This is a genomic window from Daejeonella sp. (assembly GCF_036405355.1).
In the GTDB taxonomy this organism is placed as follows: Bacteria; Bacteroidota; Bacteroidia; order Sphingobacteriales; family Sphingobacteriaceae; genus Daejeonella.
The window spans coordinates 18,279-31,584 of sequence record NZ_DASWXT010000062.1 but is presented as its reverse complement, the minus strand read 5'-3'; the positions used below and the strand labels follow the sequence as shown (position 1 = coordinate 31,584).

Here is a 13,306-nt window from a genome sequence, read left to right as displayed (position 1 = left end):
GGTCGCCCCGGTTATTATACCGGGGTAGACATTTAGTCTATCGTGAGTTTGATATAAAATGATTCTGGGTTAAATTTAGATTAAAGATTTTCCATTGTTTTAGAAAGCAGGGTCTGTTTCCCTTCGGTCCTTCTTACCCTTGTTCTGCCTGAATTTGCTACAGATTAGATAGATATCATGAAATTCAGTATTGCAAAAAAGAACTGCCGCTCCCTTAGGTTTATTTCGTACGATAGACAGTCCTTTTGCCGGGCTGCCCGTCCTGATGAAAAACAGCCTCGGGTAAAATAAACCTTGCCGAAGGAGGTATCTTCCGGCTATTGGTAATCTGAAATAGAATGCGATTTCGTGCCTGAACTACTCCGGAGGAAATGGCTGAACTAAGCAATAATACACAGGTATTGTATTCAAAAATCAATTATTGCGGCTCCAGAGCCTTATGAGATTAATTATAACCGTATTTTTTACCCTTCCTTATACCGAACTCAGTGGATAATAGAAGATTAATTAAACCCAATCTGTAGTTTTGCCCTTAAGATTTCATCTTATTCTCGGTTTCCATAATATTAATACTCATCATTTGTTCCATAGTACGCTTCATACCATCAGGAGAACCGTCAAGGAAAATAACATTGCCTTTTCCGTTCTCTGCAAAATGTTTGACCGCTTCAGTCCACATGGTGAACAGTATTACAGAGGTATCAAGATCGGCAGTTTGCATTTCTTTAGCTGCATGGGTCATACCCTTTGCTACTTCTTCCCTGAAAAGAGCGATACCCTGTCCGCGTAACTGAGCAGCTTCACGTTCGGCATTCGCCGCAATCTTTATCGCATTACCATCTGCCTCAGCAGCCTTGGTTTTGGTAATCAATAATGCCTGTCCTTCATTTTCTGCGGCGGCTTTCAGGTTATGAGAAGCTACAACCCGGCTCATTGAGGTGAGTATCACCTCATCAAAAGTAATATCGTTGATTTGAAGATCCTGAAGATGATAACCCCAGCTTTCCAGCACGGTATCGATTTGATCTTTTACATGATCTACAATGTCTTTGCGAAGGCCCAAAACCTCTGATTGTTTCTTGCTTGCAACAAAAGAACGTATTGTTCCCTCAATTGTACGTATAAGCGCCTGCATCAGATTCTGCTCATTAATGAACTTGAAAGCTACGTTCTTAATAGTTTCCTCATCAGGGTTATTCACCGAATAAAGTACCATAGCTTTAAAATACACATTAGCCTGATCTATCGTAACTGCCTGAAATTCAAGCTCGACTGATCTGTTTTGTATCGACACTCTGGAATGAATTACCTCTATCAATGGGATTTTAAAATTCAGACCCGGCTTAAGAAGCCTTCTGTATTTCCCGAATATGGTTACAACACCAATAGTTCCCTGTTTAACTGTTACAAACGAACTGAACAGGATTACGATGGCAATGAATAATAGAATATAGCTTGTATACATGGCAGTAAAATTTATGGAAGATACGCAACATATTTTGTTTTCGGGCTTAGGACTATACGATTATGCAGACAAAGCAATACAATATAGTCTCTTTAAAAAATGCAGGATATAATACTGGCAGCTTTATTGCATGAATCTTATAAATAGAACAGATGAATTTAAAAAGAATTTTCGGGACAATATTAACTGTATTGGGAATAGTTGGCCTGATCTACGCTGCTATTGGCTTTGTACAAAGCTCAGAGGGATACAAATCGCTGATTGTATTTGCTGTATTAGGGATAGTGTTTTTTATTACCGGCATAGGATTGGTAAGAAGTACCACAGATCAGGCAAAATAAAAAAAGCACCGTACTGTTTAGAGTACGGTGCTTTATATTTTTAGAATGACCTTGAGGTCATTGGGGAAATTAATCTCTGAGAGAGGCGAGCAAGCGTCCGCCTTTGTAATAATATTTTCTCCAGTATGCTTCATCAAGATCGCTGATCATAACACCCTTGCTGGTTGAGGCGTGCGCAAACTTATTATTACCCATGTAAACGCCCATATGAGTAATAGAGCGGCTTCCGATCTTGAAAAATACCAGGTCACCTTCTTTTAATTCTGATTTGCTGATCGGGTTAACCATACTGAATATATTCCTGGAATTATTTCCGATTAAAGTACTGAATACCTTGTTATAAAGCTCAAATGCAAAACCTGAACAATCAATTCCTTTTTTCGTACCACCACCTAATCTGTAAGGAGTACCGATCCAGTCGTATACAAACTGATAAAGTTTAAGGTTTGAAGTAGCAGAAAGGGCTACACCCATGATTTGTGAGAAGTATTCGGAAGCAAGATTATCTGGATCTGCGATTTTCTCTAATGGTTTCTGATCTTTATCATTAGTTTGTGCCTGAACCGACACAAAAGAAATCACAAGTAGCAAAGCTAAAATTACTTTTTTCACCATCATTATTGATCTTTCGTTTATAAATAAACAACGCTAAGATGAACGTCTGTTTACAGATTATATTCTAAGAATGTTACAAAAATATAAAAAAATTGTATAACAGCAAGTCGCCAAAAGCAATTCAATGATTTTTTAGCCCTGATCCGGCGTGAAAACGTGTAAACAAAACACTATGGTATTCTTTTTTTAGGAAGATATGGTTAGATTTGTCCTCCCTTGTAAAGGATTAATTTGTTTAACAGAAACGATTACGAATGAGTTCAATAGAAATTACGAAAGACACTTATCTTCAATGGTATGAGTCAATGCTCCTGATGCGCAAGTTTGAAGAAAAAGCCGGTCAACTTTACGGGCAGCAAAAAATAAGAGGATTTTGCCATTTGTATATAGGTCAGGAAGCGGTGATGGCAGGTACAATGTCAGTTATCCGCCCCGAGGATTCGCTTATCACTGCATATCGTGATCATGCACATGCACTTGCCAAAGGCATGAGTGCAAATGAGGTCATGGCGGAATTGTATGGTAAGGCTACCGGATGTTCCAAGGGAAAAGGAGGTTCAATGCACATGTTCAGTAAGGAAAAGAAATTTTTCGGTGGTCACGGTATAGTTGGAGGTCAGATTCCACTGGGTGCCGGCATTGCTTTTGCTGAACAATATAATGGAACTGATAATGTTTGTATCTGTTATATGGGTGACGGTGCAGTTCGTCAGGGGGCACTGAATGAAACTTTCAATATGGCTATGCTTTGGAAGCTACCTGTAATCTTTGTTTGCGAGAACAATGGTTATGCTATGGGGACTTCAGTTTCAAGAACAACAAACATGGTTGATATCTATAAAATCGGCTTAGGTTTTGATATGCCATGTGCACCTGTTGATGGTATGGATCCGGCTGCGGTACATAACGCATTGGACGAAGCTGTTCAGAGAGCCCGCCGCGGTGATGGCCCTACATTTTTAGAGGCAAGAACTTACCGTTATAAAGGACATTCCATGTCAGACCCTGCTAAATACCGTACGAAGGAAGAAGTTGAGGGTTATAAAGCCAAAGACCCTATTGAAGTGGTAAGAGCAACTATTGAAGAGAAAAAATATGCTGATGAAGCCTGGTTTGATTCAATAAATGAGAAAATTAAAGCCATTGTAGACGAATCAGTTAAGTTTTCTGAAGAATCACCGTGGCCTGATCCTTCTGAACTGTACACAGATGTTTATATTCAATCTGATTATCCATACATCCGCGACTAAATTTAAATTCTAATATTCTAATCTGGAAATAAAATGGCTGAAGTAGTGAAAATGCCTAAGATGAGCGATACGATGACGGAGGGAGTTATCGCTAAATGGCATAAAAAAGTTGGTGATAAAGTTAGCTCAGGGGAATTAATTGCCGAAGTTGAAACAGACAAGGCAACCATGGACTTTGAGTCTTTCCAGGAGGGAACCTTATTATATATTGGTGCTAAAGAAGGTGAAGCAGCAGCAGTTGATTCTGTAATAGCTATTCTTGGTGCCGAAGGAGAAGATTATCAGGCGCTTTTAAGTGATTCAGGAAGTCAGAAAGAGGTTTCAGAATCCGCGAAAGCACCAGAGCCAGTTAAAGCATCAGAAGAACCGGTAAAAGAAAGCACTCCGGTGGTAGCAAGTACAGAAACTAATTCTGCCGGAAACAGTGATGCAGATGCAGAAGCATTGGGTGCCACTATTATCCGGATGCCTTTATTGAGTGATACCATGACTGAAGGCGTTATCGCTGAATGGCATAAAAAAGTGGGCGATAAGGTAAAAAGTGACGATGCTTTAGCAGATGTAGAAACTGATAAGGCAACGATGGAAGTGATCGGTTATGCCGATGGCGTTCTTTTACATGTTGGAGTAGAAAAGGGACAGGCAGCTAAAGTAAATGATATCATTGCAATTGTTGGTAAAGAAGGTACAGATGTATCAGCGTTATTAAAATCGGGTTCAAAACCAGCTGTAGCAGAGTTAAAAGCTGAATCGCAGCCTGGTAAAGAAAAGCCGGCAGTTGATTCAACTGCAGCGACTGAAACACAGCATGTTGAAAGTGATTCAACATCACGTTTAAAAGCATCCCCTTTGGCGCGTAAGATCGCAAAAGATAAGGGAATTGATATTTCCCAGGTAAAAGGCAGCGCTGAGGGTGGAAGGATTGTGAAAAAAGATATAGAAAGCTTTAACCCTGCAGCACAGAGTCAGAAAGCAAGTCCAGCTCCTGCAGCAGCAGCACCTGTAGCAGAAAGTGCACCTGCAGCTATTCCTCAATTTACCGGTGAGGAGAAATATACTGAGAAACCGGTATCTCAAATGCGTAAAGTTATTGCGAAACGTCTTTCTGAAAGTCTGTTCACTTCACCGCATTTCTACCTGACCATGTCAATTGATATGGATAGTGCAATGCAGGCCCGTACCAAAATCAATGAGTTTGCATCTGTAAAAATATCATTCAATGATATGGTTCTTAAAGCTGTTGCGGTTGCTTTAAAACAACATCCAAATGTTAATTCATCCTGGTTAGGAGATAAGATCCGTTATAATGAGCATGTAAATATTGGGGTTGCCGTAGCCGTTGAAGATGGTTTACTGGTACCTGTAGTTCGTTTTGCAGATGGAAAATCACTTTCTCATATCTCTGCTGAAGTGAAGGACTTTGCCCAGCGTGCTAAGTCTAAGAAACTACAGCCTTCAGACTGGGAAGGATCAACTTTTACTATTTCTAATCTGGGAATGTTCGGTATAGATGAGTTTACAGCCATCATTAACCCGCCTGATGCATGCATTCTTGCAGTGGGTGGAATCCAGCAGGTTCCTGTAGTAAAAAACGGAGCAGTTGTTCCTGGAAATGTCATGAAGGTTACTTTAAGTTGTGACCATCGTGTTGTTGATGGAGCTACGGGTGCAGCATTCCTTCAGACATTAAAGGCATTGCTTGAAGAGCCTGTAAGATTGCTTGTATAAGAATTTGGCCTAAAATATAAAGAGGCTGTACTATTTAACAAATGGTCAGCCTCTTTTTTTATTGAATCTGTTTGTTCGGGATTCCATGGTTCTAAGATAAGCGGGAAGAAATGCTCCATTAGCTCATTTCTTATCCAAAACCCTTTTTTATACGTTCTGAACGTAAAAACACTATACCTAAGGTATGTATTAACTATATCTTAAGCCTAAAAAGATCTCTGCTGAACCTCTTCATCTATAGTTTTTTTGACTTAAGCTATTGATATTCACAATATTTATCCTTAAATTAAGTCATACTATCAGGAAAATGGCTATTCAAACCTCAGCTCTATTCAAAGGCTTCAGCGGAAGCGTTAACCGTCAGATTGTATTCAAACAATATGGGGGAAAGACTGTCATTTCCAGATTCCCCGACAGAAGCAATGTGATCTATTCAGAAAGGCAGAAAAGGGAGCAGAGACGCTTTGCAGATGCGGTTTCCTTTGCCCGTGTGGTGATTGCCGACAAAGGACTGAAACAGGTTTACAGTATCAAGGCAGCTTTATTGCGTTTTCGCTCTGCCTGGAATGTGGCTATTGCGGAGTATATGAGTGATCAGCCTCTGAGTGTCAAAAAGAAGAAGATCTCTTTTGATAAATCGCTGATCAGAGATTCAATGGGTAGAAACATTCATGTGAAATTATTTAAAACAGTGGAAAATGAGGTTCCGGTTCTTGTTAGGGTTCCGAAACGAAGGATCAGAAGCAGAAATATTGCAAAATACCGGCGGGGAGCCTACCGGAAAAAACAGGAAAATCTTGTCCTGGAGATAGACCATTAAAAAAGAGCTTTCTGATAAGCACAGAAGGGGTAAATTCCTTTTACTAGTGTTATGTTAAGCGTAATAGATCATTATTTTTTGCTATGGGCTATGGGCTAAGAGCCATCAAATTTGAGCAATACTCACATTATTGATATTTTTTCAGATTTCAAGCTGATTGCTCAATGCCATCAACATCATTGCATTTTTAACATAACACTAGTTAGTTGTAGCTGCATTCCGGTTTTTATCTGCATAAGCAAACACCTTTTTTAGCAGTGGACTGCTCCTGAGTTCCGTATTTTCCCGAATCTTTAATTCTTCCTTCGCTATTTCAAGGAATAATCCCTCCATTGCTTTTTGTGTTGCATAAGCAGCAAGATCGTTATTTACTTTGCCGGCAAGTGGTATTTGATTGTAGGCAGTACTCAGATCAGTCCAGTATTTGGTTGCTTGTGTTCTATCCAGTGAACTCTGAATGATAGGGTTAAATTTGGTTTCCAGAGCTTTACTCGTTACACGCTGAAAATAGGTTGTTGCAGCATTCTTCTGATCGCTCAGCAAGATATTTGAAGCATCCTGAACACTCATTTCCTTTATTGCAGAGATAAAAATTGGTTTAGCTTCTTTGGCCGCAAGTTCTGCTGCCCTGTTCAGGCTGAGAATAAAGTCATCACAAGCTTTGTTCATGCCAATTCCGCGAAGTGCTTTCTCAACTTTTCTTGCTTCAGGTGGAAAAAGTAGCTTTATTGCAGAATTTCCAAGAAATCCGTTCTGAAGGGACAGCCGGTCCGTACCTGCAGAAACCCCTATTTCAAGCGCTTCTTTTATTGCATCTCCAATTTCTATCTGACTCGGACTGCCCGGTTTAATTGCATTAGCTGCTTCTTTTAAGACCTGAGGTATTTTGAACTGCGCAAATGAAGTTATTGCACTGAATAAAAAAGCACTTAGGATTATAATTCTGAGTTTCATAATATGAATTTACCGAAATTAACGGTTCAGCTGGTATTAAATTATTGCTACCTGTCCCATTTAAATGATATACGTTATATCCTGAATGTGAAGTTCTGCTTGCTTAACCCTTATTCCGGTCGGCATAAGCAAATACTTTCTGCAACAGAGGACTTGTTCTCGCTGATAGCTTTGATCGTATTTTCAATTCTTCCTGTGCGATCTCAAAAAAGATCCCTGCAATTGCTTTCTGTGTGACATAAGCACTAAGATCAGGATTTACTTTTCCGACGAGCGGAATGCTGTTATAAGCAGTAATAGCATCAGTCCAGTATCGGGTAGCGCCTGCTTTACTTAAACTATTCTGTATAATGGGTTGAAATTTCTGCTGCAGTTGATCAGCAGTTACCCGTTGAAAATATAATGTAGCTGCATCCTGTTGTCCGCTTAATAAAATATTAGAGGCATCGTTAAAGGTCATTCCTTTAATTGCTGAAATAAATATTGGCTTAGCTTCAATTGCAGCAGCTTCAGCAGCCCTGTTTACACTTAATATGACATTATCTGCCAGTTTATTCAAGCCCACACTCCGGAGGGTACGTTCAACCTTTTGAGCTTCTTCCGGGAAAAGGATTTTTATAGCCGCATTGGCAAAAAAACCATCCGTTTGGGATAATCTTTCTGATCCTGCAGATGTTCCCAGTTCCAGTGCCTGCTTTAGCCCCAGTGAAATCTCGGTGGCACTCGGGTTTCCAAGGCCTGTTTGAGTAAGGATCTGGCCTGCCTGATTTAAAGTATCGCATGATGATAGCAGGAATACACCCGTTGATAAGGCAAATATTTTTAGAAATCTCATAATTTTGATTATTACTGTTGAGTTAAGACGAATTGGTAACAAATTACACCAGGGTTCCTTGATCCTTGTTCTTTATTCCTTGATCCTTTTTATATGTTATCAAAACCCCTGCCAAATTCACAAATATTAATTATACTTGATCAGCTTAAAAATCGGCAACCTTGAGATTTAAAAAGAATTCATCCGGCAATACTGCCCTCAGGGAACTTGAACTGCTTGCTGAGTACCGCAGCACAGGAGATCTTGAACTGCTCGGCAAGCTTTATGAGCAGTATATGCCTCTGGTTTTCGGTTTGTGCCTTAAATACTTTCGGGATGAAGAACAGAGCAAAGATGCCGTAATGCAGATCTTTGAAGAATTAGTGAAAAAACTGAGGGTTCACGAAGTAGCAAATTTCAAGGCCTGGCTTTATACCCTAAGCAGAAACCATTGCCTTATGGTACTCCGATCATCATCAAAGCACGAAATGCTAAGTATTGATGAGAATTTTATGGAAAATGAGGCTTTTGTGCATCTTAACCTTGAGGATGATACCGAAGAAAAGCTATCTATAATGGCTAAATGTATTGAAGATCTGCCATCAGAGCAGAAAGTAAGCATTAATCTGTTTTACATGGAGCAGAAATGTTATAAAGAAGTTGCAGATCAGACTGGCTTTGAACTGAATAAGGTTAAAAGCTATATACAGAACGGTAAACGAAATCTGAAAATTTGTATAGAGAAGAATAGTGAGCACTAATTATCCCGATAGTTTGATGATCAGAGCTTACCTTGAAGGAAAGCTAGATCATGAAGAAATGCACAGGCTTGAGAAAGAAGCCCTTACTGATCCTTTCCTTTGGGAGGCATTGGAAGGATATACCCATACCTCAAATCCCGGAACAGAACTGAGTATTTTGCAGAGACAGTTGCATGAGCGAATTGTTCATTTGCAGGAAAATAAAAAGGTATTTGACTTTACATGGCAGCGCCTAAGTGTGGCTGCATCAGCATCTGTATTGTTTATTACTGCCGGAATCCTGTTCTGGATGAATGTTAACCGCCCGGGACCCCTTACAGAAAAGCAGGTACAGGTAGCTCTAATAGATCGTGATTCGCTTAAAAATGAGATTCAGGGTTCTTCCCCGAGCCGTCCGGTTATCAGGGAGAAGGAATATCCTGTTTCATCAGATGAGACCAGGATTGCAGCCTATCAATCACCTTCAGGAGCAAATAACGAGTCTGAAGTGAATAATTCCCCATCCAAAGAAGAAAGTAGGATTAGTTCTGCCCGAACAAGTATTCCAGCCACTAAACTACGCATTCAGGACCAGGGAGCTGTGAGCAGGGCTGTGACTTCATCCGAAGGTATCAATGCTTCTGAACAGGCAGTACAACCTGTCCCGGGATGGGATATCTATCGTAAATACCTGGAGGATAATATCCGTAAACCTGCAAATGATCCGAATATCAGCGGTTCAGTACTCTTATCCTTTGAGCTTGACGATAAGGGGAAACCTGTTAACCTTCGTATTTTGAAAGGATTGACTGAGGCCTGTGATGCGGAAGCTATTCGTCTGATTAAGGAGGGACCCGCCTGGAAAACCCGGACTGGAAGTAAGATCAATACCGGCAGGATTGAAATCAGGTTTTGACCTCAGAGATCATAAGAAGTCCATTACGCCTTAATTGTATATATTTGATTTTAACCCTGTTTTGTTAAATATAATTCAAACAAATGAACAGATTAAGTTCCCTTATTTTAGTGCTATTTATCATTTCTGGCTGTAATGAGCCCGATGCCCGGAAAATTGTAGATAAAAGTATTGCTTTTTATAATATGGATAAGCTGACTAATGCGACTCTGGAGTTTAAATTCAGGGCAGCAAATTTTAAAGTTATGCAGAATGGCGGGCAGTTTAAATATGAACGCTTTTTTAGTGATTCTACAGGCAATGTTCATGATATATTAAGCAATGAAGGCTTTAAACGTATACTGGACGGTAAGGAATTGCAACTTGAGCAGAAGGACTCAGACAAATACCGGCAATCGCTTAATGCGGTTGTTTATTTTCTATACTTACCCCTAAAATTAAATGATGCCTCTGTAGTGAAAAAATATGTTGGTAAAAGTCAGATCAAGGGTAAAACCTATCATAAGATTGAAATTTCCTTCGAAAAGTCAAAAGAAGCAGGGGATCACAGTGATGTATTTTATTATTGGTTCGATACGGAAGATTACAGCATGGATCATTTTGCTTATAGTTCAGGAGGTAATCGTTTCAGAGAGGTACTCAGAACCCAGGAAGTAGGGGGTGTAATTTTTCAGGATTATGTTAATTACCAGATGCCAGCTGATGACTCAGTCACCACTGTAGATAAGTATGATAGCTTATATGAAGCGGGAAGACTGAGAGTATTGTCTCAGATCGAGCTGAAGGATATTGTCCTGAAATAGCTCTTATTTTAATACCCAGCAGGGAATTAAAGAAACAAACTGAGCAGAAAGTAAAGTGTTGCTGCCAGGGCTGCAGATACCGGTATAGTCAGTATCCATGCCCATAAAAGGCTGATAGTAACTCCCCAGCGTACCGCTGATACACGTTTACTTAATCCAACTCCAATAATTGCACCAGTAATGGTATGCGTTGTTGAAACCGGTATTTTAAAATGTTCGGTCATAAACAAAGTAATGGCTCCGGCAGTTTCTGCGGCAACACCTTCTAAAGGAGTAACTTTAGTGATTTTGGTACCCATGGTTTTTACGATCTTCCATCCACCGCTCATTGTACCCGCTGCTATTGCTGTATAACAGGCAATAGGGATCCACTCAGGAATGTGATTGATCTTAACCTTGCCATTCAAAACAGTATAATCAACATGTAACCAGGCAGTCATCGTGTCAACACTAAGATTAGCATCTTTAAGATACACAATGATTGCTGCCGCGATAATACCCATTACTTTCTGGGCATCATTACCTCCGTGACCGAGACTGAATAAAGCTGAAGATACCAGCTGGAGTTTTTTGAACCACCATTCAGCCCTTGAAGGGTTGGCATAACGGCAGATATTGACAATGATCACAGTAATAAAATACGCCATGATCATACCAATAATCGGAGCAAGAACAATAAAAGAGGCAACTTTGCCAATAACACCAAGGTTAACTACATTTAGACCACCATGAGCAACTGCAGCACCTGCAAATCCACCGATCAGGGTATGTGATGAACTGGAAGGAATTCCAAACCACCAGGTTAATAAATTCCAGCAGATTGCCGCCAAAACACCCGCAAGAATAACCACAAGGTTAATATTCATTGTATCAGCAGTCTTGGCTACCGTATCTGCCACATTTAAATGGAATATCCAGTAAGCAAGGAAGTTGAAAAAGGCCGCCCAAATCACTGCCTGAAAAGGAGTTAAAACTTTCGTGGAGACAACGGTTGCAATAGAATTCGCAGCATCATGAAAGCCATTGATATAATCGAATACCAATGCTAAAACAATGATTACAATTAATAGTGTAAAACCCATATGGCTGGTGTAATATCTTTAATGATGTAATTAAGCGTTTTTCACCAGGATAGATTCCAGCACATTCGCTGCATCCTCACACATATCAGTAGCGGTTTCAAGTCCGGAGAGTACTTCTTTATATTTAATCAGGTTCACCGCATCTTTTTCATTATCGAAAAGTTCACCAACCGCTTTGTCAAAGACATAATCAGCCTGATTTTCAATACTGTTGATACGAACGCAGCAATCTGCGATTAAACGGATGTTTTTCAGATCGCGTAATTCATGAATAGCTTTATGAAGATCCTGGCATGCCTGTAAGATCAGGCTGGCGAGGTCTTTTATAGGGGGAGTAATAATGGTGACATTATAAAGATCCATACGACTGGCAGATCCATGAATATAATCAGCAATATCATCTATTGCACTCGCAAGTCTGTGAATATCTTCACGGTCGAATGGAGTGATGAAATTCTTACTTAGCTCCAGGTGAATCTGATGAGTAATCTCATCTCCGGTATGCTCCAGATCTTCAATGTCTTTGAATAATTTCTTACGAAGTGTAAGATCTTCAGTGTTAACTGCTTCTACAAGCTTTTCGCCTAACTGGATTAGGTTCGCACTATCTTTTTCGAAAAGAGGAAAAAACTTCTTGTCTTTGGGGATAAAGTACTGGAAAATACTGTTCAGTGACATCGGATTGGATTTTTAGATAATGCAAATTTACAAACCCAATGTTAAGTTAATGTTAACAAATAAACCCGCTTTATTTATCACGTTGTAATGTGAATCCGAATGTTGAACCAATATTTTCAGTACTTCTTACGGTGATGGTTTGCTGATGTGCTTCAACAATATGTTTCACAATGGCCAGGCCTAAACCGGAGCCTCCAATTTGCCGGGAACGGCTTTTATCAGTGCGGTAGAATCTTTCAAATAGTCTTGGAAGATATTTTTCTTCAATTCCAATACCATCATCGGTGATTTCGACCAAGATCTGGTCATGAAGTTCAAAGGTTTTGATGGAAGTATTTCCACCGCTCTTACCATATTTAAAGGAATTATCAATCAGGTTTACCAAAACCTGTCTGATTTTTTCCTTGTCGGCATATACCCAGGTCGGGCTATGATATTTTTCTTTAAAATGCAGAGTGATATTATATTTTTTTGCTTTTAATTCCAGAGAATCAATTACTTCATGTATCAGATCGGTTAAATTAAACCGATCGTAATTCACAGGAATTTCCCCGCTTTCAAGTTTTGAAATAGCATCCAGATCTTTAATGAAAAATGCGAGGCGGTCGACATTTCTGGAAGCTTTTTCAAGAAACTGTTTTGATATTTCAGGATCATCAATATCCCCTTCCTGCAAAGCTTCAATATAGCCCTGAATTGCAAACAGTGGGGTTTTCAATTCGTGGGAAATATTAGACAGGAATTCCCTTCTGAACTTTTCCTGGTCTTTTAACTGATCGATCTCTGATTTTTTATCCCTTGCCCATTCCTTAACTTCAAGTTCAACATCATTGATCGGATCGGCACTAACATATTCTCCTAATGCATCTTTCAGATCTTTGCCTAATTTCAGGTTGTGAATCAGCTTATAGATCAGCTTGATCTTACTGTAAACAAATCTTTCGATCAGGTAATAGAAAACCAGATAGCTGGTTAACAGCGAAACAGAAAAGGTGATGAAGAAGTCGACAAGATTTTGCTGAAAATAAAAGTTGATTATCGATAGTGATAATGCAACCGCCAAGGCATTGATAAATACGAGTACCCACAATTTCATATTG

The 13,306-nt window shown here is 39.6% G+C and carries 14 protein-coding genes; 7 read left to right on the top strand and 7 right to left on the bottom strand.

The features are described 5' to 3' along the window. Positions 1–532: 532 nt before the first annotated feature. Positions 533–1,465 carry an SPFH domain-containing protein gene (locus tag VGE44_RS07980; protein WP_331077727.1) on the bottom strand — a complete coding sequence of 311 codons (933 nt, stop codon included), beginning with the start codon at positions 1,463–1,465 and terminating at the stop codon, positions 533–535. Between the two features lie 152 nt (positions 1,466–1,617). Here VGE44_RS07980 and VGE44_RS07975 point away from each other — a divergent pair, with 152 nt between their 5' ends. Further along, positions 1,618–1,806 (top strand): hypothetical protein, encoded by a 189-nt coding sequence (locus VGE44_RS07975; RefSeq protein ID WP_331077724.1) that lies wholly within the window; start codon positions 1,618–1,620, stop codon positions 1,804–1,806. A gap of 69 nt (positions 1,807–1,875) precedes the next feature. On the opposite strand, the gene VGE44_RS07970 is transcribed toward VGE44_RS07975, so the two are convergent. Next, positions 1,876–2,421 (bottom strand): C40 family peptidase, encoded by a 546-nt coding sequence (locus VGE44_RS07970; RefSeq protein WP_331077729.1) that lies wholly within the window; start codon positions 2,419–2,421, stop codon positions 1,876–1,878. 254 nt (positions 2,422–2,675) lie between these two features. Here VGE44_RS07970 and pdhA point away from each other — a divergent pair, with 254 nt between their 5' ends. From pdhA to VGE44_RS07955, 3 genes are all read left to right on the top strand, one after another. Then, entirely contained in the window at positions 2,676–3,671 is a 996-nt protein-coding gene (gene pdhA, locus VGE44_RS07965) for a pyruvate dehydrogenase (acetyl-transferring) E1 component subunit alpha (protein ID WP_331077722.1), read from the top strand. 33 nt (positions 3,672–3,704) lie between these two features. Beyond that, positions 3,705–5,399, top strand: a complete 1,695-nt coding sequence (locus VGE44_RS07960; RefSeq protein ID WP_331077720.1) for a pyruvate dehydrogenase complex dihydrolipoamide acetyltransferase — start codon at positions 3,705–3,707, stop codon at positions 5,397–5,399. A gap of 307 nt (positions 5,400–5,706) precedes the next feature. Next, complete coding sequence (locus VGE44_RS07955; RefSeq protein WP_331077718.1) at positions 5,707–6,219, top strand: hypothetical protein; 513 nt, start codon at positions 5,707–5,709, stop codon at positions 6,217–6,219. A 198-nt stretch (positions 6,220–6,417) separates the two neighbouring features. Here the strand turns inward: VGE44_RS07955 and VGE44_RS07950 are convergent, their stop codons facing one another. Next, on the bottom strand, positions 6,418–7,173 hold the full coding sequence (locus VGE44_RS07950) for a DUF4197 domain-containing protein (RefSeq protein ID WP_331077716.1): 756 nt from the start codon (positions 7,171–7,173) through the stop codon (positions 6,418–6,420). 103 nt (positions 7,174–7,276) lie between these two features. Next, positions 7,277–8,008 (bottom strand): DUF4197 domain-containing protein, encoded by a 732-nt coding sequence (locus VGE44_RS07945; RefSeq protein ID WP_331077714.1) that lies wholly within the window; start codon positions 8,006–8,008, stop codon positions 7,277–7,279. Between the two features lie 161 nt (positions 8,009–8,169). On the opposite strand from VGE44_RS07945, the gene VGE44_RS07940 reads away from it, so the two are divergent. The 3 genes from VGE44_RS07940 (at position 8,170) to VGE44_RS07930 (ending at position 10,446) form a co-directional block, all read left to right on the top strand. Continuing rightward, complete coding sequence (locus VGE44_RS07940) at positions 8,170–8,748, top strand: sigma-70 family RNA polymerase sigma factor (RefSeq protein ID WP_331077711.1); 579 nt, start codon at positions 8,170–8,172, stop codon at positions 8,746–8,748. Between the two features lie 16 nt (positions 8,749–8,764). Continuing rightward, a complete protein-coding gene (locus tag VGE44_RS07935) occupies positions 8,765–9,643 on the top strand; it encodes an energy transducer TonB (protein ID WP_331077709.1) in 879 nt (292 codons plus the stop codon). Positions 9,644–9,726: 83 nt separating this feature from the next. After that, entirely contained in the window at positions 9,727–10,446 is a 720-nt protein-coding gene (locus tag VGE44_RS07930; protein WP_331077706.1) for a DUF6503 family protein, read from the top strand. A 26-nt stretch (positions 10,447–10,472) separates the two neighbouring features. On the opposite strand, the gene VGE44_RS07925 is transcribed toward VGE44_RS07930, so the two are convergent. From VGE44_RS07925 to VGE44_RS07915, 3 genes are all read right to left on the bottom strand, one after another. Further along, positions 10,473–11,528 (bottom strand): inorganic phosphate transporter, encoded by a 1,056-nt coding sequence (locus VGE44_RS07925; protein WP_331077704.1) that lies wholly within the window; start codon positions 11,526–11,528, stop codon positions 10,473–10,475. A gap of 30 nt (positions 11,529–11,558) precedes the next feature. Then, complete coding sequence (locus VGE44_RS07920; protein ID WP_331077702.1) at positions 11,559–12,206, bottom strand: DUF47 domain-containing protein; 648 nt, start codon at positions 12,204–12,206, stop codon at positions 11,559–11,561. A gap of 70 nt (positions 12,207–12,276) precedes the next feature. Further along, a complete protein-coding gene (locus VGE44_RS07915) occupies positions 12,277–13,302 on the bottom strand; it encodes a sensor histidine kinase (protein WP_331077700.1) in 1,026 nt (341 codons plus the stop codon). Positions 13,303–13,306: the final 4 nt, after the last annotated feature.

Bases quoted from the DNA above. Each gene is read 5' to 3' on its own strand.
- VGE44_RS07980 (WP_331077727.1), bottom strand. From the start codon at position 1,465: ATGTATACAAGCTATATTCTATTATTCATTGCCATCGTAATCCTGTTC.
- VGE44_RS07975 (WP_331077724.1), top strand. From the start codon at position 1,618: ATGAATTTAAAAAGAATTTTCGGGACAATATTAACTGTATTGGGAATA.
- VGE44_RS07970 (WP_331077729.1), bottom strand. From the start codon at position 2,421: ATGGTGAAAAAAGTAATTTTAGCTTTGCTACTTGTGATTTCTTTTGTG.
- pdhA (WP_331077722.1), top strand. From the start codon at position 2,676: ATGAGTTCAATAGAAATTACGAAAGACACTTATCTTCAATGGTATGAG.
- VGE44_RS07960 (WP_331077720.1), top strand. From the start codon at position 3,705: ATGGCTGAAGTAGTGAAAATGCCTAAGATGAGCGATACGATGACGGAG.
- VGE44_RS07955 (WP_331077718.1), top strand. From the start codon at position 5,707: ATGGCTATTCAAACCTCAGCTCTATTCAAAGGCTTCAGCGGAAGCGTT.
- VGE44_RS07950 (WP_331077716.1), bottom strand. From the start codon at position 7,173: ATGAAACTCAGAATTATAATCCTAAGTGCTTTTTTATTCAGTGCAATA.
- VGE44_RS07945 (WP_331077714.1), bottom strand. From the start codon at position 8,008: ATGAGATTTCTAAAAATATTTGCCTTATCAACGGGTGTATTCCTGCTA.
- VGE44_RS07935 (WP_331077709.1), top strand. From the start codon at position 8,765: ATGATCAGAGCTTACCTTGAAGGAAAGCTAGATCATGAAGAAATGCAC.
- VGE44_RS07930 (WP_331077706.1), top strand. From the start codon at position 9,727: ATGAACAGATTAAGTTCCCTTATTTTAGTGCTATTTATCATTTCTGGC.
- VGE44_RS07925 (WP_331077704.1), bottom strand. From the start codon at position 11,528: ATGGGTTTTACACTATTAATTGTAATCATTGTTTTAGCATTGGTATTC.
- VGE44_RS07920 (WP_331077702.1), bottom strand. From the start codon at position 12,206: ATGTCACTGAACAGTATTTTCCAGTACTTTATCCCCAAAGACAAGAAG.
- VGE44_RS07915 (WP_331077700.1), bottom strand. From the start codon at position 13,302: ATGAAATTGTGGGTACTCGTATTTATCAATGCCTTGGCGGTTGCATTA.